Here is a 17,685-nt window from a genome sequence, read left to right on the forward strand (position 1 = left end):
ATCTCTGTCATGAGCAAGTCGCCCAGGCATCGCGGATGCCGCAGAGCATGTGCGGTGCTCGCGGTCGTGCTCGCCATCGCCACGGGCGGCTGCGGTGCGGAGGACATGTCCGGCGGCTCCGCGTCTTCGGCGGTCGAGAGTGCCGAAGCGGCGAAGATCGCCGACATCGTTCGTGCCAAGATGACCGAACTCGATCTCAGCTCCGCGGTCTACGGCGCATGGCGGGGCAGTGAGCAGATCGCCTTGGGCGCGCTGGGCGGATCACCGCTCGGTGTGCCCGCGACCGCGGAGATGCGCTTGCGCGTCGGCCAGCCGATGGAACCCATGCTGTCCACGGTCCTGTGGCGACTCGACGGCCAGGGCGTGCTGAAACTCGACGAACCCATCGCCCGCTGGCTGCCCGATTTCCCGCGCGCGGACAAGATCACTGCGCGGATGCTCGCCGACAGCACCTCCGGGATCTCCGACTATGTGACCGAACCGGAGTTCCTGAAGATCTTCGGCGAGAATCCGATCCGCGAATGGACCGCGCCGCAACTGCTCGAACGCGCCAATGCCCGCCCGCCGCTGTTCGAGCCGGGCACCAGTTTCGCCTACGCCCACAGCGATCTGGTCGTGCTCGGCGAGGTCCTGCAGAAGGCAGCGGGCAAGCCTCTCGGCGAGCTGATCGCCGAGCACATCACCGTCCCACTGGGCATGCACGACAGCAACGTAGTACTCACCCCGCAGGTCGACGAACCGATCCTGCACGGCTACACCAACGAACGAAACTTCTTCGAAGACTCCACCTTCTGGAACCCCACCGCCTTCCTGCACAGCGGCAACATGAACTCCACCGTCGGCGACGTCGGCCGCTGGGTCCGCGCCCTCGGCACCGGCGAACGACTCACCCCCGACCAGTTCCAGCAGATGATGGGCCCGTCGACCGCGGGCCTCGGCCCGTTCACCACCGAAAAATACTTCGCCTTCGGTGTGGTCCACCTCGCCGACTGGCTGTATATGAACCCGTCCTACGGCGGGTACGACGGCGTCGCCTTCTACGACACGAAAACCGAGACCACCGTCGTCGTCTACGACACCCTCGGCCCCACCTCCGACTCCGATCAGAACAACGCCGTCGGCATCGGCACGGAGATCGCCACGCTCCTGGTCCCCGAACGCCCGCCGGCGGTCCCCTGAGTAGCGGGAACCGCCCTTCTGCCGGGTGCGGTCGGCAAGCAACGCCGGCCCGCGATCACCGGTCGCGCAGGACTTCGAGGCGGCCGTTGACCGACGCCAGACGACGTCCGGTTGTGCCGGTGGTCAGCAGCATGTTGGCGACTTGGAGCAACAGGACTAGGGATGGTTTGCCGGAGGTGGACCGGCGGGGCCATTCGTGCCAATAGTGCGGTGGGTCGAGGTCGGCGTCGGGGCCGGTGGGTAGCCGCAGTCGATCACCGGGTGCGAGGACGGTGATGTGGAGATCGGTGAGTGCCCCGATGGCATCGTCGGACAGGGGAGAGGTTCGGGTGAGCATCGCCCAGCGGTGCAGCGGAACGCAGGCAGGCGCCGTGGCGAGGGTCGGTACCGCCAGCGCGTTGCGGTCGTAGGTGGCGGCGGCCAGCCCGGCGGGAACGAGCAGCGCGGTGACCGTGTCGTCGCACACCAGCTGCACGCCTGTTCCGTCGGCGGTGACCTCGGTCGGTAGTCCTCGATGCTGGTAGGCATCCAGCCAGTCCAGGGGGGTGCGCAGTTGGAGTGTTTCCGGCCAGGGCAGACCCCTGGATCCGTTCAGGACCGCCCACGCGGCGGCGCCGAGCTCGCACTCGTGGTGGCGATGGTCGGACCAGTACCGGCGGGCGTCGGTGGGGGAGAGCGCCAATGGTGGATTGGCACAGTCGAACTCCTCGTTCTCGAGTCCCATCGGTGTTCCTCCGGTGTCGGATGGCGGCCGATGACATCGGCCGCGGGCACCGACGATCGTGCCACACGCTTCCATACTTTCAGGTATGGATAAGTGTGCTTCATAGTATGGTCGGTGGACGTGACGCCCAGCGGGGTCGTTCAGCGAATTTCACGTCAGGAGGCCGACATTGGCCGAGTTCGTCGAGGATCATCTCCAGCGGGTCGCGACCCGGGCCGCGAGCAGCGTGGACACCGTGCGAGCGCCGTCGAGATGTCCCACCGCCTTTCGCTACTGGGAGGCCCGTGGCACGCCGGCAGTGCGACGGATCGAACGCGCTTTCGCGGCCGTGACCCGGCAACCGCTGTTCCCCAGCGACGAGCAGGCTGCGGCCATGTGCGAAGACCTGTTCGCCGGTGACCCGGTGGCCGAGCGATTCGTCGCCGAGGTGATGCACGGCGAGATCGGATCGAAAGCCGGGCGGGCGATGCTGGAGACAGCGCTGGCCGAGGGCATCGACGCCGTCGCGGACGCACCGGAATCCATGCACGCGTTGTTCGCCGAGTTCGAAACAGTGCCCGACTGGGTGGTCCCCGAACTGGTGGAACAGGGTGCGGCGATCTGGCGGCGCTGGGGCACCATGCTGTTCAGCTTCGCCGGGGCCGAAACCCTCGAGATGTACACCGAAGCCGCGGTCGCGACCCCGTTGTCACTGGCAGGCGGCTACGCCGGAGACAGCGCGCTGCGGCGGTTCCTGGAGACCACCCGCTTCTGGATGGACGTCTCGGCCCCCGATGCGCTGCTCACCCCGGGATCGGCGGGCCGGGCCACCGCGCTGAAGGTCCGCGTCATGCACGTTTCGGTGCGGGCGAAGGTCGCCGACCATCCCGAATGGGACCTGCGTCGGTGGGGCTTGCCGATCAGCCAGACCTACCAGATGCTGACCCTGCTGGCAGGCAGTGTGACCCCCGGACTGGGCTTGTGGGCGCTGGGCTACCAGACGACGCCCTCGGAAATCCGCGCGCTGCTGCACTTCCAGAAGTACATGGGCCACCTGCTCGGTGTGCGGTTGCGCTGGTACCCCGAGACCGTGCGCGACGCGCTGCGGGTGCTGGCCATGACGATGGTCTCGCGTTCCTACGACGCGGGTCAGCACGGTACGGAATTGATCGAGTCGTATCCGGCGGCGTTCGCGCCCCGCGACGGGCACCGTGGCCTGACCCGGTTGCGCGAAATGTACAACTACCGGATCAATTCCGTGTACTCCGCGATGTACATGGCGCCGGGAACCCGTCGGCGCTACACCATGCCGCCCGCGTTGCCGTGGATCATCGTTCCGATCGCGCGATTCCCGCTGATCACCGTGATGGAGATCGTGCGCCGGGTCTGTCCGCCGTTCGCGCGGGCGCACGAGAAACTGATGCTCGCGCATCGCGAGAACTGGTATCGAGCCCAGATGCAGGGCCGCACCGCCGCATTCGACGCCAGCGGCGCACTGCGCCGATGAACCCACCGAAGGTAGCCATGAGCACTGCCCCCATCGTCGAAGTGTGGAACGGGCCGGGACGTCGCGACGGCGTGCTGACCCCGGTCGAGCCTCGGCACAACGCGTTACATCCGTCGTCGAGCACACTGGCCTTCGAACACTGGTACTTCGACGCGCACCTCGACACCGGGCACGTGGTGATCGGGTTCCTGATCAAACGCAGGCCCGAGGATCTGCCCCTGGCCAGGCCCTGGGTGGAGATGATGGTCTATTCGCCCGACGGCACCCTGCGTCAGGTATCGCAGCGCTACCCGCGTTCGGCCACCTCGTTCTCGGCCGAGGGGTGCGACGTGCGCATCGGTCACAACACCGCACGCACCGTGTCCGACGCCGACGGGCAGGTGAGCCATCACCTGCGGATGGCCGAGGGCGGCATCGAGTTCGATCTGCGATTCCACAACGAGGTACCCGGTTGGATGCCGGGCAAAGGTGAAACCCGCTTCGGTACCAAGGATTCCTTCGGCTGGATGGTCGCCGCTCCCCGCGCGCGGGTGACCGGCGCGATCGAGCTCGACGGCGTGCGGCACGAGGTCACCGGGCGTGGCTATCACGACCACAACTGGGGTGTCGGCGACATGAAGAAGATCATCGAGCGCTGGCATTGGGGGCGGCTCTATGTCGAGGACTACTCGCTGCTGTTCGCCTCGGTGCTGACCCAGCAGCGCAGAGGCGGGCACGAGATCAGCCCGCTGATGCTGGCCCACCACGACGAGATCGTGCTGTCCACCGGCGAGACCAGGCTCATCGAGGGCCCGGAACGCTTCGATGTGACCGCAGGACGCACCTATCCCGAATGGGTCGAACTGCATGTACCGGATCAGCTCGACCTCCGGTTGGACGTGGTGCGCGTCATCCACGCCCACGACCTGCTCGACGATCTTCCGGTGGTGCGGTCGCGGGTGATCAAGCCACTGATGCACCGATTGGTCGGGCACCCCGGCTACTTTCGGTTCGAATCCACCTTCGACCTCAGCGTGCGCACCGCCGCGGGAACGCAGCGACGAACCGGCTCGACCCTGCACGAACTGGTCGCGCTGACCTGACCGGCACCGCGCGCCCCGGACGGTCAGCCCGGTGTCTCCCCGCTGGTGATGAATCGGAAGAACTCGCGGCGTTGCTCCTCGGTCGGTACGGGCAGGTTCTGGTTGCCGTGCACGAAGCCGATTCCGGCGAAGCACATCAGTCCCGCCCGCATCTGTGCCTGCTCGGTCGAGAACCCCATGTCGACGAGGGTGTCGGACAGTGTGTGAAATATCCGCTGATCCAGGGCTTTCACGGCCTCGGCCACCTTGGCGTTCGTTCGTGCCCAGTCCCGGACCGCGAGTTCGACCTGCCAGACTCGTTCTCCGGTGAGCAACTCGCCCATGCGGGCCAACCGCTGCTGCGGTGGCAGCTCGTCGAGGTCGTGGAAGCCGCGCGCCGCGTCGTTGTGGTCGGCGCACCAGAACTGCGCGGTGGTCTCCAGGAGTTGATCGATGCCGTCGAAATGCCAGTAGAAGCTGCCCTTGGTCACGCCGAGTTCGTCGCACAGGGTGGAAATGGTGATGGCGGCGACGCCCTTTAGCAGCAGGAGGCCGAGTGCGGCGGCCGTCCAGTCCTCGACCCCGAGCCTGCGTGCCCCGCGACGGGCCGCCGCCGCCTTGCGCTTGGACACCGGCTCGGCCGGTCGCGAAGCCCTGGTCCCTCCGGTCATGGCCGCCTTCCGTGTGCGCGTCGAGGTCAGCTTATCGCGCGGCGTCCGGCGTGTCGGCCGACCACTGGATACACACTGACTGGTCGGTAACGGCGCGCGCGGCGAGAGGCAGCGCCCCCAGGGCGAATTCTGCGGCGATTCGCACTCGGCGCGGGCACGTACTCTGTTGAGTGCCTGCACATTTGGTGACCGTAGACCGTAGGATGGAGCCTGATGGACCACACGGACCCTTTCCCCCGCCCTATTCCCGTCACGGTACCGAAGCTGCTAGTGGGCTTAGGGTCAGCGTTGGTCGTCGCCGCGGCAATCGCATCCTTCACCTTCACCTCCACCCTCGCGCGGGTAGCCGGAGTTCCCGAGCACCTGACCTGGCTGTGGCCGGTGGTGGTCGGTCTCACCGTGGCGCTGGTCGCCTGCACGTTCATCACGCTGGTGGGTATCCGCGATGAGAAGGCCACGTCGCTGGTGCGGGTCTACGAGTTGCTGCTTGTCGGCGCCGTGCTGTCGAGCATCTGCGGAAACCTGCTCTCCATCTCCCGCGATCCGATCGAGATGGGAACCCTCGGCACCGCGATCGTGGTGTCCGTTCCCCCGATCTGCCTGATGATCTGCGTGGGCAACTATCTGTTGCTCACGGCAGTCATTCCCGTTCGTATCGTGGCAGCGATCCGTGAGGACGACTGGCGGCTGAGAGTCCTCGGCATACCCGGTGCGCCGTCGTCGTCCAAAGGTTCGCCCCCCGCCCAGCACGACAGCGACTCCTGGTGGGACCAGCACCGCAGCGAGGCAAGGACCCCGCCGACGACGCCGAGAACCCGGACGTAGAACCCACTCCCCAGTACATCGGGGCGTGCGCGCCACGATCTGCCTCTACCGATACCCGGGCTATTCGCCGAGCTGTTCTCGGACGAACGCCGCAGCTTGGTCGCGGGTGTCATTGAGGAAGTACATGAAGTGGCCGTAGCTCAGCGCATTTCCGAACCCGGCGGCCGGGTCGCCACCCTGGCAGACGCGGTCGCCGGTATTGCAGTAGTCGCGTAGGCGGTCGGCGAATTCCGTGAGCGCGCCCAGGCGCAGGGACCCGGTGCCGGACAGCGCGGGATCGAAGCTGCCGCGGTTGTAGGGTTCGGCGCCGTTGAACAGCGGGCTGCCGAACAGGGCGATGGCACGGACTCGCGTGGCCGCCTGTTCGGTCAACGTGGTTCGCGCGGAAAGGGCGTTGCCGATCACGCGTGCGCCTTGCGAGTAGCCGAGTAGAACGAGCTGCTGGTCAGGGCACGCGGCGGCGGTCGCGTTCAGGAGCGCGGTGAGATTCGCGATTCCTTGGACGGAGCTGTCCGGGCTCATCGAGGCCGGATACTCGAGTTCACCCACCGTGGTGCGGCGGCCGGATTCCTGGGCGATCCGCTCGCCCAGCGGAGTGAGCAGCCGGCTGCCGGACTGCGGTTCGAGGGTGCCACGGACGGTGACGACTCGGATCTCCGCGCAGCCGCCGGGCTGGGGTATCGGGTCGGCGGCCGCAGTAGAGAGAACCGGCAGCGACAGCGCTGCCGCGGCGCTAGAGAACGCCAGGATTCGAAAACGTCCACGCATGCGGCCACTGTATTGCTTCCGCAGACCGAATTCGACCGACATCGACGACCCGTTCAGAGCGGGGCGTTGCGCCACCATCGGTCGTAGAGGTCCTGGCCCGAGGTGCCGCCCGAGACTGCGAGGGCACACCGGGATCGGGTGCCGTTCTCGAACTCGACCAGCATCTCGCCCGTCGGTCCCGCCACGCCCTGTGCGTCGTTCCAGCGGGCGTGTCCGCGGCCGCTGGGCCGTTGCCAGCCCTCCTCGCCGACGAAAACCGCGGTGGCGGAGGAGACGTAGCGTTCCACCGGTTCGTCGGTTCCGCAGGTGAGCAACAAGCGGAACACCGGGTTCTGGTCACCGTTGCAGGCGAGTGCGTTCAGCGAATCGCGGGTCTGACGCGCGTCGATGGGACGTTGGTTGCCGTCGACGGCGCTGCACCGCAGGCCTTGGTAGCCGCTGTCTGCCTGAGATTTCGGCAGCAGCTCGGGGAAAGCGTCGACGACCCACTGGTGGGCCGCCCAGGAATTCGGGTCGATCGGAGCCGTCGAGGTCGCCGCAGCTGTGTTCTCCTCGGGCGAATCACGATTCAGCACAACCACACTCGTGACGACTGCCGCGATCGCCGCCGTCAGCGCGCCGACCACGATGCCGAGGCGACGGCGACGCGTCGGTCGAGGCCCCACCACCGCTACCGCGTCGGTGGCGACGCCGAGGGCGGCGGCGGCATCGGCGGCCAGCGCGCCGCAGCTCGGATAGCGCCGCTGCGGATTCTTGGCCAGCGCGCGGGCGATCACGTCGTCGATCCGGCGCGGCAGCTCCCCGGCCACCGCGCTCGGGCGGGGTGGCGGGTCGTGCAGGTGTGCCGCGATCACCGCGTCGACGCTCGGTCGCGGGAACGGTTTGGCGCCGGTCAGCAATTCGTAGAGGGTGCAGCCGAGCGCGTAGACATCGGCACGGTGATCGATCGCCGTGCCGGTGAGCTGCTCGGGGGCCGCGTAGGCGACGGTCGCCAGAATGGTTCCGGCCTGGGTCAGCGTCGTCGCGGCCGCGGCCTTGGCGATGCCGAAATCGGTGACCGCGACCCGATCCGGTTGTCCCGGAATGGATTCGACCAGCATATTGGCCGGTTTGACATCGCGGTGCAGCATCCCGGCCCGGTGCGCGTGATCGAGTCCACGAGCCACCCCGGTGACCAGATGCGCGACACGGTGCGGGGTGAGCGCGCGGTCGCGCAGCAGGGTGGCGGCGTCGGGGCCGTCGATGAAGCGCATCGCGATCCACAGTTGACCGTGTTCGATGCCACGGTCGTAGACGCCGATGATGTTCGGATGGTCCAGCCGCGCGGCGAGTTCGGCTTCGCGACCGAAGCGCGCCCGGAACTCGGGGTCGGCGCCGAATTCCGCCGACAGCACCTTCACCGCGTCGCGGCGCGGGAGCCGGGGGTGGGCGGCGACGTAGACGGTGCCCATGCCACCGACGCCGAGTACCCGCTCGATCCGGTACCCGGCGAAGACCGTGCCCGGCGGCAGCGGGCGGCTATTCACTGCGCACCAGCAGCGCGTACTGGGCCGCGCTCTGCTGTGCGGCGTGCGCCGGGCTGCGGCCGATGATCGAGGCGGTGTATCTGCCGTAGAGCACATGGCAGTAGACCTGGGCGGGTGACGCCGGGTGCTGATCGAGCTTGTTGCAGTAGACATCCGGCACGCCGACCGGTGTGTCGATCATCGTCGCGGGATTGGCCGCCTGCCGCTCCTTGGTGAAGACCCGGCGCGCGCTGACCGCGTCGGGAAACCGTTCGACCACATTGTTGCCGTTCACGGCGACGACTTCGATCGGATCCTGGAAACCGAAGTGCTTCATCAGCCGGGTGGCTCGTGGACCGAGCACGACGCCGCCGATCTCGATCGAGGCCGACCAGCCGGCATTGGCGTCGGTATCGGCGGTGATCACCGTCGGCGGGGGCCAGTGCCCGGCGCCGAAGGGAAGTACGCGCGCGACCATGCCGTCGCGATCGAGCGGCAGGTCGGCGAACCGGTCCGGCGCGGTCGGCTGGAAATCCTGCAGCCGGGGGAGCTGGACGTCGAAGGTCTTGCGCACCATGGCCAGCAGCGCGGCCTGGTCCGGGCTGGTGTGCGCGGCCAGCACACTGACGACGAACGACCCGTGCGCGAGGGTGGCCGCCATGGTCGGCACGGTCGGGCGCCAATGCGCGAACGCCCCCGGGTACTCCGCGATCCGTACCGCGACGTTGTCGGCAGTGACCGCGGCGTCGGTGGCGTTCATCTGCCTGGCTGCCAGCCGCGCCTTCGTGTCGTCGGGGAAGCGCAGCAGCAATACGGTGAGCAGACGGGCGGAGCCGATGTCCGGTGCTTTGCCACGAAAGTTGGCGTCGCTGCCGCTGACCACGAATCCGGCCAGCATGTCCTGGGATTCGAGCACTTCGCGGACCGGCTCGGCCAGAATTCCGGCTGCTTTCAACGGTGTGGGCAGCGGTGCGGTCCGGTTGGAGATGCCGTTGGTCAGGGTCGGATCGACCTCGACCGGATCGAGCACCGCCTCACCCATCCGCACCGATTCCAGCACCCTGCCGTACTTCTCGGTGCTCGAGGCCGGCGGCGTCATCGGGTCGACACTGTTCGAACCCACATCAAGGGTGGCCAGGTCGACTCGCTGCGGGACCGCTTCGCCGGGACGCACGCACCCGCACAGCACCGTCAACGCCGCGGCCAGGACGGCCACGGTTCGGATTCGCTCACCCCGCGAGAACATCGACTACCCCTGTCCCAGTGGCGCATCCGGCCACCAGCGTTGCCACAGCACCGAACCCGAGGTGCCGCCGGAGATACGCAGCTTGCAGAACTGGCGGTCGGGCCCATCGAACATCACGTCGAGCCGACCGATGAGCGCGCCCTCGTCGCCGGTGATGGTTCCCCATCGCACCTTTCCGCTCGCACCGTCGCGGGTCCACAGTTCCTCGCCCTCTACAGCCAGATTCGCTGTCCACGCCGGAATCTGGGTGCGATCGGACCGGCAGACGACCGAGAGCGTTTCGACGGGGTTCCGGTCACCGAGGCAGAGCACCCCGCCGATCTCGACCTGCTGATCGAGCGCGAGCGCAGTGCCGTCCTGGTCGACGTGTATGCAGCTGTTGACGTCCTGGTATCCGACGGCCAGCGGTGCGACCGGCAGCAGGTTCGGCAAGGTCTCGGCGGCCAGCGCGGCCGCGCCCCATGCGTCGGAGTTGGTGGCGACCCGGGCAGGGGCAGCCGAATCGGGATCGTCACCGGCGAACCCGATGACAAGCGAAATCGCCACCGCCACGGCCACTACGGCTGCGATCGCCACGCCGGTCAGCAGTCGGCGCGGCTCGGCAGCGGCTTCGGGTACGCAGGCCGCCCGCGCGGCAGCAGCCAGTTCACCGCAGCTCTGATAGCGCTGCGCGGGGTCCTTGGCCAGCGCCGTGGCGATCACCGCGTCCAATTCGGCCGGTACCCGGCCATTTTCGCGTGACGGTCGAGGTGGTTCGTCGGACAGGTGCGCGTACATCACCGCCGCGGGACTGCTGCGCGAGTACGGGACCGTCCCGGTGAGCAGCTGGTAGAGCGTGCAGCCCAGCGAGTACACATCGGCGCGATGGTCCACCGGGTCGCCGTTGATCAGCTCGGGCGCGGCGTAGGCCAGTGTCGCGGTGAATCCGGCACCCTCGGCGAGAGTCCCGTCTGTCTCGGCGGTGCGGGCGATCCCGAAGTCGGTGACCAGCACCCGATCCGGTTGGCCCGGTTCCGCGGTGAGCAGCAGGTTCGCGGGCTTCACGTCGCGATGCTGCAGGCCGACCCGGTGGATCTCGTCGAGACCGTTCGCCGACTCGGTCACGATACGCAGCGCCCGCTCGACCGGAACGGCGGTCTCCTGCCGGATCAGCTCGGCGACATCGCCACCGTCGACGAACTGCATCGCGATCCACAGGCGGCCGTCCTGCTCGCCACGATCGCGGACCGCGACGACATTGGGATGTTGTAGCCGCACAGCGACTTCCGCTTCGCGCAAGAACCGCGCGCGGAATTCCTCGTCGTCGGTGTATCGGTCGGACAGGATCTTCAGCGCGTCGTGTCGGGGGAGCCGGGGGTGGTGCGCGAGATACACCTCGCCCATGCCGCCGGCGCCGAGCCGCCGTTCGATCCGGTATCCGGCGAACTCGTCGTCAGAACGGAGCATCTGGCCACCACCGGTCGTAGAGTTCCTGGCCTGTTGTCGCGCCGATCACGACGACCATGCAGAAGTTTCGGGATGGCTCGTCGAATCCGACCCCGACCAAGCCGAGATCGCCGGTGGACACGGTCATGGTCGACCAGGTCACCCGGCCACGCCCGGTAGCGCGTTCCCACTTCTGGTCGCCGAGAACCACGGCACCCGGTTCGTTCACGAGGATGAAGGGGTGCCGGTTCGTCGAACAACGCACGTCGACATCGCGGATGGGGTTGTTGTTGCCGGTGCAGGTGATGCGGGCGACTTCGTCGGGCATCAGATTCAGGTCGGCGGCCGCACCGGTGTTCAGGCCCATGGCGGCGCATCGAATGCCCTGATGTCCGGTTCGGGTCGGGGTAGCAGGCAGCAGCCCGGGCAGCGCATCGGCGATGAAGGCGTACCGCCCCCAGGTCACCCCGGCACTGCTGGTCGGCGTGGCGGGGCTCGCGGTCGAATCGTCGGGGTCGCGGACGAGCGCCACGGCGACGGCGAGTGCCAGCACCAGCATGATGACGGCCCCGGCCATGGCGGCATACCGCAGCCGTGGAGTCTGTTGCTGCGGAGGCTGTTTCGGGGCGGGCACGACGGGGCGATCGGTGCTGGGCGGGGGCGGCGCGGGCGGTGCGCCCGCGACCACGGTGTGATCCGCCGCCACACCGAAGGCGCCGGCGGCCGCCGCGGCCAGTGCGCCGCACGACGAATAGCGCTCGTCGGGGTTCTTCGCCAGCGCGCGGGCCAGCACCGCGTCGATCGCGGGCGGCAGTTCCGGCCGAAGGGCCGTAGCCCGCGGCGGCACCGCCATCAGATGCGCCTGCATCACCGCCACCACCGAATCGCGGGGGAACGGCTTCGTACCGGTGAGCAGTTCGAACAGCGTGCAGCCCAGAGCGTAGACATCGGCGCGATGATCCACGCGCTGTTCGGTCAGCAGTTCCGGCGCCGCGTAGGCCAGCGTTGCCACCACCGTTCCGACCGCGGTGAGCGCGGTGCCGTCACCGGCGGCCCTGGCGATGCCGAAATCGGCGACCAACACTCGATCCGGTGCGTCCTCGACCGGCTCGAGCAGGATATTGGCCGGTTTCACATCGCGATGCAGGAGGCCGTGGCGGTGCGCCTCGTCCAGCCCGCGCGCGGCCTCGGTGACGATGTGCACGGCCCCCGGCGGCGGTATCGGTGACTCGTGGCGCAACAACGCGGCCACGTCGGTCCCCGCCACGAACTCCATCGCGATCCACAACTGGCCGTCGTGCTCCCCGCGGTCGTGCACCGCGACGATGTTCGGGTGATCCAGCCGGGCGGTCAGTTCGGCCTCGCGCAGGAAGCGCGCCCGGAATTCCTCGCCCGCACCGGCGTTCTCGGGCAACACCTTGATCGCATCACGGCGGGGCAGCCGCGGATGCGCGGCCACATACACCGTGCCCATGCCGCCGGTGCCGAGCACCCGCTCGATCCGGTAGCCGGCGAAAACAGTTCCCGGGGGAAGGGTTTCGGTCATCGCCTCTACTCGCTGTTCACCAGCAGCGCGTACTGCGCCGCCGCTCGTTGCTGGACATCCTGGTAGTCCCGGCTGAAAACCAGCGCGACGTAGCGGCCGTACTTCAGGCGGCAACTGAACTTGGTGATCGGCGAGTCTCTCGTCGACTCCGCGCAGTTGATGTCGACCATGCCCTTCGGTGGCGGAACCGCGAGCTGGTCGTTGTTGTTCGGCAGGTCGGCGAAGAACGCGGCCGCTGTCGCCGCGTCGGCGAAGCGCATCAGGCGGTCGTACCGGTTCAGGCTGACCAATTCGGCGACCTCGCGGCTGGGTTGGTAGAAGTGGCCCGCACGCGGACCGAGAACGATGCCGCGCGCCTGCAGCAGGCTTTCCCACCCGGCGACCTCGCTGAAGTCGCCGAGAATCACCACCGGAAACGGCCACCGCCCCGGTGCTTCGGGCACCATCCGTCCCAGCATGCCGTCACGGTCGAGGGGCAGGTCGGCGAACTGCTCGGGCGGTGTGAGCGCGACATCGCGCAGCATCGGGCGCTGTTCCTCGAAAGCCCTGCCCGCCAGCGTTGTCAGGGCGGCGAGGTCGGGCGAGGTGTGTCCGGCCATGACCGTGACGACGAACGAGTCCACGGCCATCGTCGCCGCCAGCGTCGGAACCGTCGGACGCCAGTGCGCGCGAGCCGCCGGGTGCCCGGGGATCGTGACAGCCACATTGTCCGGGCTCACCGCCGCGTCGGCGGAGTCGATCTCCTGCGCGGCCAGTCCCGCGGCTGCCGCATCGGGAAATCGCAGCAGCGTGAGCTGCAGAATCCGGCTGCTGCCGATCGAGAATTGGGTGGAAGCATCGGTGGCGCCGACGGTGTAGCCGGCCAGCATGCCGTGACGCTCCAGGACCGCGCGCACCGGATTGGCCAGCAGCGCCGCCGCTTTCGCGGCGGTCGGCAGGGGGTCCGAACCCGATCGTGAGCGGGGCACGGTCAGTGCCGGGTCGACCCTGGCCGGATTGGCGATGGCCTCGCCGAGCCGAACCGATTCGACCACGCGCCCGTGATACTCGCTGCCGCGTTCGGGCGCGCGCAGCGGGAAGCGGCTGTAGGGGCCGACATCGAGGGTGGCGGGATCCGGCACGGGCATTGGATCACCGGTCATCGCGCAGCCCGAGACCGCGGCGAGGATCACAGCGAGCGCGAGAGCCAGGGGTGCGAGTCTCACAGCGGTGCCTCCGTCCACCAGGCGGCCCGCAGCTCGGTGCCGTCCCGCGCGCCGGTGACGACGATGTAGCAGAAGCTGCGGTCGGGATCGTCGAAGTACAGCCGCAGGTAACCCGTCAGCTGCGGGGCCTTGTAGAGGTCGAGATAGGTTCCCCAGTGCAGGTTTCCGTGACTCGACGGCCTGGTCCACTGTTCGTCGCCCTCGGCGCGATCGTAGGTGGGCGGCGGGGCGATCGGGGTGCGGTCGGCGTTGCACACGAGTTCGATCGTCTGCACCGGTTCACGATTGCCGAAACACATGATCCGGCCGGTCGGGACGAAGACGTCGACGGGCAGGTCCCGCAGCTGTGCGTCGGAGGGCCTGCACCCCCACATCTCCTGATACCCGGTCCCGAACTGTGAGGCAGGCAGCAACTCCGGAAATGCCTGCGCGACATAGGTGTACGCACCCCAGGACACCGGGTCGACCGCGGTTTGCGGTCCGAGCGCGATCGCGGTCGGCGCGTGTTCGGTGGAACCGGTTCGGCTGACACCGAGTACCGCGGCCGTCAACGCGATCAGGACAGCGGCGGCCAGCGCGCCGTAGACGAGCGGGCGCCGCCGGACGGGAGCCCGGACCGCTGCCAGCCGGACCGTCCCCTGCGCGGCGGCCGACGCGGCAGCGGCCAAGGCGCCACAGGTCGGATACCGGTCGCCGGGGTTCTTCGCGAGCGCGGTCGCGATCACCTGGTCGAATCCGGGTGGGAGCCCGGGCTTGTCGAGGGCCGGCGGGGCTTCGTTCAGGTGGGCGTGCATGACCGCGGCCGGGGTGTCGCGGGGGAACGGCACCGACCCCGTCAGTAGTTCGTAGAGCACGCAGCCCAGCGCGTACACGTCGGATCGGTGATCGATCGCCCCGCCGTTGATCTGCTCGGGTGCGGCATAGGCCAGGGTCGCGCTGAGCCCGGCGCCGGTCGAATCCGTGGGCGCGTCGGCGGGTCTGGCGATGCCGAAGTCGGTGATCAGCACCCGGTCGGGGCGGCCGTCCTGTTCGGCGACAAGGATATTGGCCGGTTTCACGTCGCGGTGCAGCACACCTTTGCGATGCAGCAGGTCGAGTCCCTTGGCGGCCTCGGCGACGATCCTGACCGTCCGCTCCAGCGGCAGCGCGCCCGGTCCACGGCGGATCAGCTGGGCGAGGTCGACACCGTCGACATACTGCATCGCGATCCACAACCGGCCGCCGTGCTGACCGCGATCGCGCACCGCGACCAGGTTGGGGTGGTTGAGCCGGGCCGCGATCGTGGCCTCACGCAGGAAGCGCTCGCGGAACACCGCATCGCCGGAGTGCCTGTCGGACAGCACTTTCAGCGCGTCCTTGCGCGGTAGCCGTGGATGCTGGGCCAGGTAGACCGTGCCCATACCGCCCATGCCGAGGCGCCGCTCGAGGCGGTACCCGGCGAAATCCATGCCTTCAGAAACAGTCAACCGTCGTGCTTCCCGAACCTATCGGCGCCGGGACCCTTCCGGCGCAAGTCGACCGACCCGTGGCCGACCGGCCGACTATAACCCGACTGGCGGTTGGGTTACCGGGGGACAGTCGAGCTACCGGTCCACCCGGTAGTCGACAAGCAGGACAGCGGTTTACGACGCGGCACAGGACCTCGTGTCCTGCCCGCTGACGTTCGATCACGATCATCGGAAGCCCTCCTCGCCACGCCGACGCGAAGCGCCTGCTGCATGGTTAGACGAGACGACCGAAGCGAATTCATCGCCGGCCCGATCCGACCGGTCGCAGCCCGACCTCGGCACTCGGGCTGCGCGGCAAAGGTATCGCGCCAGTGTGGATTCGGCGCGAACGAGAACGAGTACAGGTTGCTCTGTACGTCGACCGCCGCGCCGGGGTAGTCGTTGTCACGCCACGCACCGCCCACCTCACCGGCGCGTTCGAGCAGGACGACATCGGCGAATCCCGCCTGCCGCAGCCGCACGGCGGCGGCGATCCCGCCGAAGCCGGTGCCGACGATCGCGACATGATTGTGGGGGATGGGAGCACCGTGGGGGTCAGCGTGCTCACGGGTGGTGGTCGATGACATCACTTGGCGGCCAACCACTTCGAGTAGCTGCGCAGTGCGCGGGTTTGCACGCGCTGGTCGGCCAGCATGGCCAGCGCAGGGCTGACATCGATCGCGGGATCGGCGCCGGTGGCCATGCGCCGCATCTGGTAGCGGACCATCGCCATCTCGGTCGCCGAAGCCAGCGCCTTGTCCGTCCAGGTCACCGCTTTCATGGTCCTGGGGGCTTCGCGTCCCTCGCGCCAGCGGTGAGGCAGATCGGGCGTAACCGCGAGTGCTGTCGCCATGCCGATCAGCGCGACCTTGTTGTCCAGCACTCGTTCGGCGGTGTCCCGGCGCGAGATGCCGCCGGTCAGCATGAGCGGCAGGGCGCTGGTCGCGGCCAGTTCCGCGGCCAGTTCGAGGAAGTACGCTTCGCGTGCGGCGGTGCGTCCGTCGGCGGGTCGGCCCGACATCGCGGGGCTCTCGTAGCTGCCACCCGATACCTCGACCAGGTCGACACCGAGCGAAGCCAGCATGCCGATCACCGCGTGCGCGTCGTCGGCGTCGAAACCGCCGCGCTGGAAATCCGCCGAATTCAGTTTCACCGCCACGGCGAACGTCGGCGATACCTCGGCGCGAATGCCGCGCACGATCTCGGTCAGCAGCCGGGCACGGTTCTCGAGTGAGCCGCCCCATTCGTCGGTGCGATCGTTGACCAGCGGCGAGAGGAACTGCGACAGCAGATACCCGTGTGCGGCGTGAACTTCCACGCCGTCGAAGCCGGCTTGTTCGGCGCGGCGGGCGGTGGTGACGAAACGCCCGATGGTCTCGTGGATCTGCCGGGCAGTCATCGCCACCGGCTGTCCGAAACGCTTGGAGTGACGCCCCAATTCGACCGCGATGTTCGACGGACCCCAGACCACGCCGGGCATGCGAGCCTGCACCTGACGGCCGGGGTGGCTGATCTGCATCCACATGGCCGCGCCTGCCGCCTTGCCTGCCTGCGCCCATGCCGTGAACGGCGCCAGCGGCGCCTGCGCGTCGAGCACGATGCCGCCCGGCCCGGTCAACGCCTCGGCGTGCACCATCACGTTTCCGGTGATCAGGAGCCCGGCGCCGCCAGCGCCCCACCGCCGATACAGCGCGATGAGGCGCTCGTCGGGAAGTTGGGACTTGCCCGCCATTCCCTCCTCCATCGCAGCCTTGGCGATCCTGTTCTGCAGGACCTGGCCGGATCGCAACCGCAGAGGCGAGAACACCTCGCCCGAGTCCGCACCGCTCGCCATTGTTCGCTCCTTTCGGCACGCATATTGACACTGCTTACATTCGCGTGCGGAGCCCAACGGTAGAGGTAAATGTAAGCAGTGTCAACACTTGCTAGATTTGTTTCCATGGCAATGTCGAACACGTCGTATCACCACGGCGATCTACCCAGCGCGCTCGTGCGCGCTGCCGTGGAGCTCCTCGAGGAGGATGGCGCGGCAGACCTCTCGCTCCGGGCGGCCGCCCGCCGTGCCGGGGTGTCCACGGCCGCGCCGTACCGTCATTTCGCCGATCGCGACGCACTGCTGTCGGCCGTCGCCGCGGTGGGCTTTCGTGAGCTGGCCGAACAGCTGGTCGCCGCGAGCGCGGAGCCGAGCACGCCCGAGGATCTCGCGACCATCGCTGTGGCCTATGTTCGATTCGCCTTGGCGCGGCCCGCGTTGTTCCGGGTCATGTTCTCGGACCCGTGCGATCCGACCAGTCCCGAACGCGTGGCCGCGACCACGGCGATCCACGACTACGTCCAGGCGATCGTGCGGAGGATCTATCCCACCGCCGACGAGGAATCGCTGACCAACGCGATGTGGGCTCTGGTGCACGGTCTCGCGTTCCTCTATCTGCAGGGCAAGTTCGATGCCGCCGCCGACGCGGAACTCGAAAGTCGTATCCGCGGTACGGTGTTCGCGGTCGTCGAACTCCCGACGCTGCCGTCCGCGCACGGCTGAGCGCCGCCGCCGAGCGCTCAG

General features: G+C 68.3%; 16 protein-coding genes. 5 read left to right on the forward strand and 11 right to left on the reverse strand.

Annotated elements, in window-relative coordinates; genetic code table 11:
* Positions 1 to 9: 9 nt before the first annotated feature.
* On the forward strand, positions 10 to 1,179 hold the full coding sequence (locus tag ACWGCN_RS16110) for a serine hydrolase domain-containing protein (RefSeq protein ID WP_452457373.1): 1,170 nt from the start codon (positions 10 to 12) through the stop codon (positions 1,177 to 1,179).
* Between the two features lie 55 nt (positions 1,180 to 1,234).
* On the opposite strand, the gene ACWGCN_RS16115 is transcribed toward ACWGCN_RS16110, so the two are convergent.
* Positions 1,235 to 1,903, reverse strand: coding sequence for a hypothetical protein (locus tag ACWGCN_RS16115; protein ID WP_452457372.1), 669 nt, complete (start codon positions 1,901 to 1,903; stop codon positions 1,235 to 1,237).
* Between the two features lie 226 nt (positions 1,904 to 2,129).
* Here ACWGCN_RS16115 and ACWGCN_RS16120 point away from each other — a divergent pair, with 226 nt between their 5' ends.
* Positions 2,130 to 3,389: an oxygenase MpaB family protein gene (locus ACWGCN_RS16120; RefSeq protein WP_452457393.1), complete on the forward strand. Its 1,260-nt coding sequence runs from the start codon at positions 2,130 to 2,132 to the stop codon at positions 3,387 to 3,389.
* Positions 3,390 to 3,406: 17 nt separating this feature from the next.
* A complete protein-coding gene (locus tag ACWGCN_RS16125; RefSeq protein WP_378989672.1) occupies positions 3,407 to 4,471 on the forward strand; it encodes a lipocalin-like domain-containing protein in 1,065 nt (354 codons plus the stop codon).
* A 23-nt stretch (positions 4,472 to 4,494) separates the two neighbouring features.
* On the opposite strand, the gene ACWGCN_RS16130 is transcribed toward ACWGCN_RS16125, so the two are convergent.
* On the reverse strand, positions 4,495 to 5,121 hold the full coding sequence (locus ACWGCN_RS16130; protein ID WP_452457371.1) for a TetR/AcrR family transcriptional regulator: 627 nt from the start codon (positions 5,119 to 5,121) through the stop codon (positions 4,495 to 4,497).
* A 270-nt stretch (positions 5,122 to 5,391) separates the two neighbouring features.
* Here ACWGCN_RS16130 and ACWGCN_RS16135 point away from each other — a divergent pair, with 270 nt between their 5' ends.
* A complete protein-coding gene (locus ACWGCN_RS16135; protein ID WP_378989675.1) occupies positions 5,392 to 5,946 on the forward strand; it encodes a hypothetical protein in 555 nt (184 codons plus the stop codon).
* Positions 5,947 to 6,006: 60 nt separating this feature from the next.
* Here the strand turns inward: ACWGCN_RS16135 and ACWGCN_RS16140 are convergent, their stop codons facing one another.
* The 9 genes from ACWGCN_RS16140 to ACWGCN_RS16180 form a co-directional block, all read right to left on the reverse strand.
* Positions 6,007 to 6,714 (reverse strand): cutinase family protein, encoded by a 708-nt coding sequence (locus ACWGCN_RS16140; protein WP_452457370.1) that lies wholly within the window; start codon positions 6,712 to 6,714, stop codon positions 6,007 to 6,009.
* A 53-nt stretch (positions 6,715 to 6,767) separates the two neighbouring features.
* Complete coding sequence (locus ACWGCN_RS16145) at positions 6,768 to 8,240, reverse strand: serine/threonine-protein kinase (RefSeq protein WP_452457369.1); 1,473 nt, start codon at positions 8,238 to 8,240, stop codon at positions 6,768 to 6,770.
* Positions 8,233 to 9,465, reverse strand: a complete 1,233-nt coding sequence (locus ACWGCN_RS16150) for a DUF7373 family lipoprotein (protein WP_452457368.1) — start codon at positions 9,463 to 9,465, stop codon at positions 8,233 to 8,235. The genes ACWGCN_RS16145 and ACWGCN_RS16150 overlap by 8 nt, the downstream gene beginning before the upstream one ends.
* A 3-nt stretch (positions 9,466 to 9,468) precedes the next feature.
* Entirely contained in the window at positions 9,469 to 10,911 is a 1,443-nt protein-coding gene (locus ACWGCN_RS16155; protein ID WP_387446878.1) for a serine/threonine-protein kinase, read from the reverse strand.
* On the reverse strand, positions 10,898 to 12,436 hold the full coding sequence (locus tag ACWGCN_RS16160; RefSeq protein WP_452457367.1) for a serine/threonine-protein kinase: 1,539 nt from the start codon (positions 12,434 to 12,436) through the stop codon (positions 10,898 to 10,900). The genes ACWGCN_RS16155 and ACWGCN_RS16160 overlap by 14 nt, the downstream gene beginning before the upstream one ends.
* A 5-nt stretch (positions 12,437 to 12,441) precedes the next feature.
* Positions 12,442 to 13,641: a DUF7373 family lipoprotein gene (locus ACWGCN_RS16165; protein WP_378989682.1), complete on the reverse strand. Its 1,200-nt coding sequence runs from the start codon at positions 13,639 to 13,641 to the stop codon at positions 12,442 to 12,444.
* Complete coding sequence (locus tag ACWGCN_RS16170) at positions 13,638 to 15,107, reverse strand: serine/threonine-protein kinase (RefSeq protein ID WP_452457366.1); 1,470 nt, start codon at positions 15,105 to 15,107, stop codon at positions 13,638 to 13,640. Before ACWGCN_RS16170 ends, ACWGCN_RS16165 begins: the two co-directional genes overlap by 4 nt.
* Before the next feature lie 98 nt (positions 15,108 to 15,205).
* Positions 15,206 to 15,715: an NAD(P)-binding protein gene (locus tag ACWGCN_RS16175; RefSeq protein WP_452457365.1), complete on the reverse strand. Its 510-nt coding sequence runs from the start codon at positions 15,713 to 15,715 to the stop codon at positions 15,206 to 15,208.
* Positions 15,715 to 16,962 carry an NADH:flavin oxidoreductase/NADH oxidase family protein gene (locus ACWGCN_RS16180; RefSeq protein WP_378989689.1) on the reverse strand — a complete coding sequence of 416 codons (1,248 nt, stop codon included), beginning with the start codon at positions 16,960 to 16,962 and terminating at the stop codon, positions 15,715 to 15,717. Before ACWGCN_RS16180 ends, ACWGCN_RS16175 begins: the two co-directional genes overlap by 1 nt.
* A 105-nt stretch (positions 16,963 to 17,067) precedes the next feature.
* On the opposite strand from ACWGCN_RS16180, the gene ACWGCN_RS16185 reads away from it, so the two are divergent.
* Positions 17,068 to 17,664, forward strand: coding sequence for a TetR/AcrR family transcriptional regulator (locus ACWGCN_RS16185; protein ID WP_449960764.1), 597 nt, complete (start codon positions 17,068 to 17,070; stop codon positions 17,662 to 17,664).
* The last annotated feature ends 21 nt before the right edge of the window (positions 17,665 to 17,685 follow it).

The sequence above is a fragment of the Nocardia sp. NPDC055050 genome (assembly GCF_053608345.1).

Bases quoted from the DNA above. Each gene is read 5' to 3' on its own strand.
- ACWGCN_RS16125 (WP_378989672.1), top strand. From the start codon at position 3,407: ATGAGCACTGCCCCCATCGTCGAAGTGTGGAACGGGCCGGGACGTCGC.
- ACWGCN_RS16110 (WP_452457373.1), top strand. From the start codon at position 10: ATGAGCAAGTCGCCCAGGCATCGCGGATGCCGCAGAGCATGTGCGGTG.
- ACWGCN_RS16130 (WP_452457371.1), bottom strand. From the start codon at position 5,121: ATGACCGGAGGGACCAGGGCTTCGCGACCGGCCGAGCCGGTGTCCAAG.
- ACWGCN_RS16115 (WP_452457372.1), bottom strand. From the start codon at position 1,903: ATGGGACTCGAGAACGAGGAGTTCGACTGTGCCAATCCACCATTGGCG.
- ACWGCN_RS16180 (WP_378989689.1), bottom strand. From the start codon at position 16,962: ATGGCGAGCGGTGCGGACTCGGGCGAGGTGTTCTCGCCTCTGCGGTTG.
- ACWGCN_RS16150 (WP_452457368.1), bottom strand. From the start codon at position 9,465: ATGTTCTCGCGGGGTGAGCGAATCCGAACCGTGGCCGTCCTGGCCGCG.
- ACWGCN_RS16140 (WP_452457370.1), bottom strand. From the start codon at position 6,714: ATGCGTGGACGTTTTCGAATCCTGGCGTTCTCTAGCGCCGCGGCAGCG.
- ACWGCN_RS16160 (WP_452457367.1), bottom strand. From the start codon at position 12,436: ATGACCGAAACCCTTCCCCCGGGAACTGTTTTCGCCGGCTACCGGATC.
- ACWGCN_RS16155 (WP_387446878.1), bottom strand. From the start codon at position 10,911: ATGCTCCGTTCTGACGACGAGTTCGCCGGATACCGGATCGAACGGCGG.
- ACWGCN_RS16175 (WP_452457365.1), bottom strand. From the start codon at position 15,715: ATGTCATCGACCACCACCCGTGAGCACGCTGACCCCCACGGTGCTCCC.
- ACWGCN_RS16185 (WP_449960764.1), top strand. From the start codon at position 17,068: ATGGCAATGTCGAACACGTCGTATCACCACGGCGATCTACCCAGCGCG.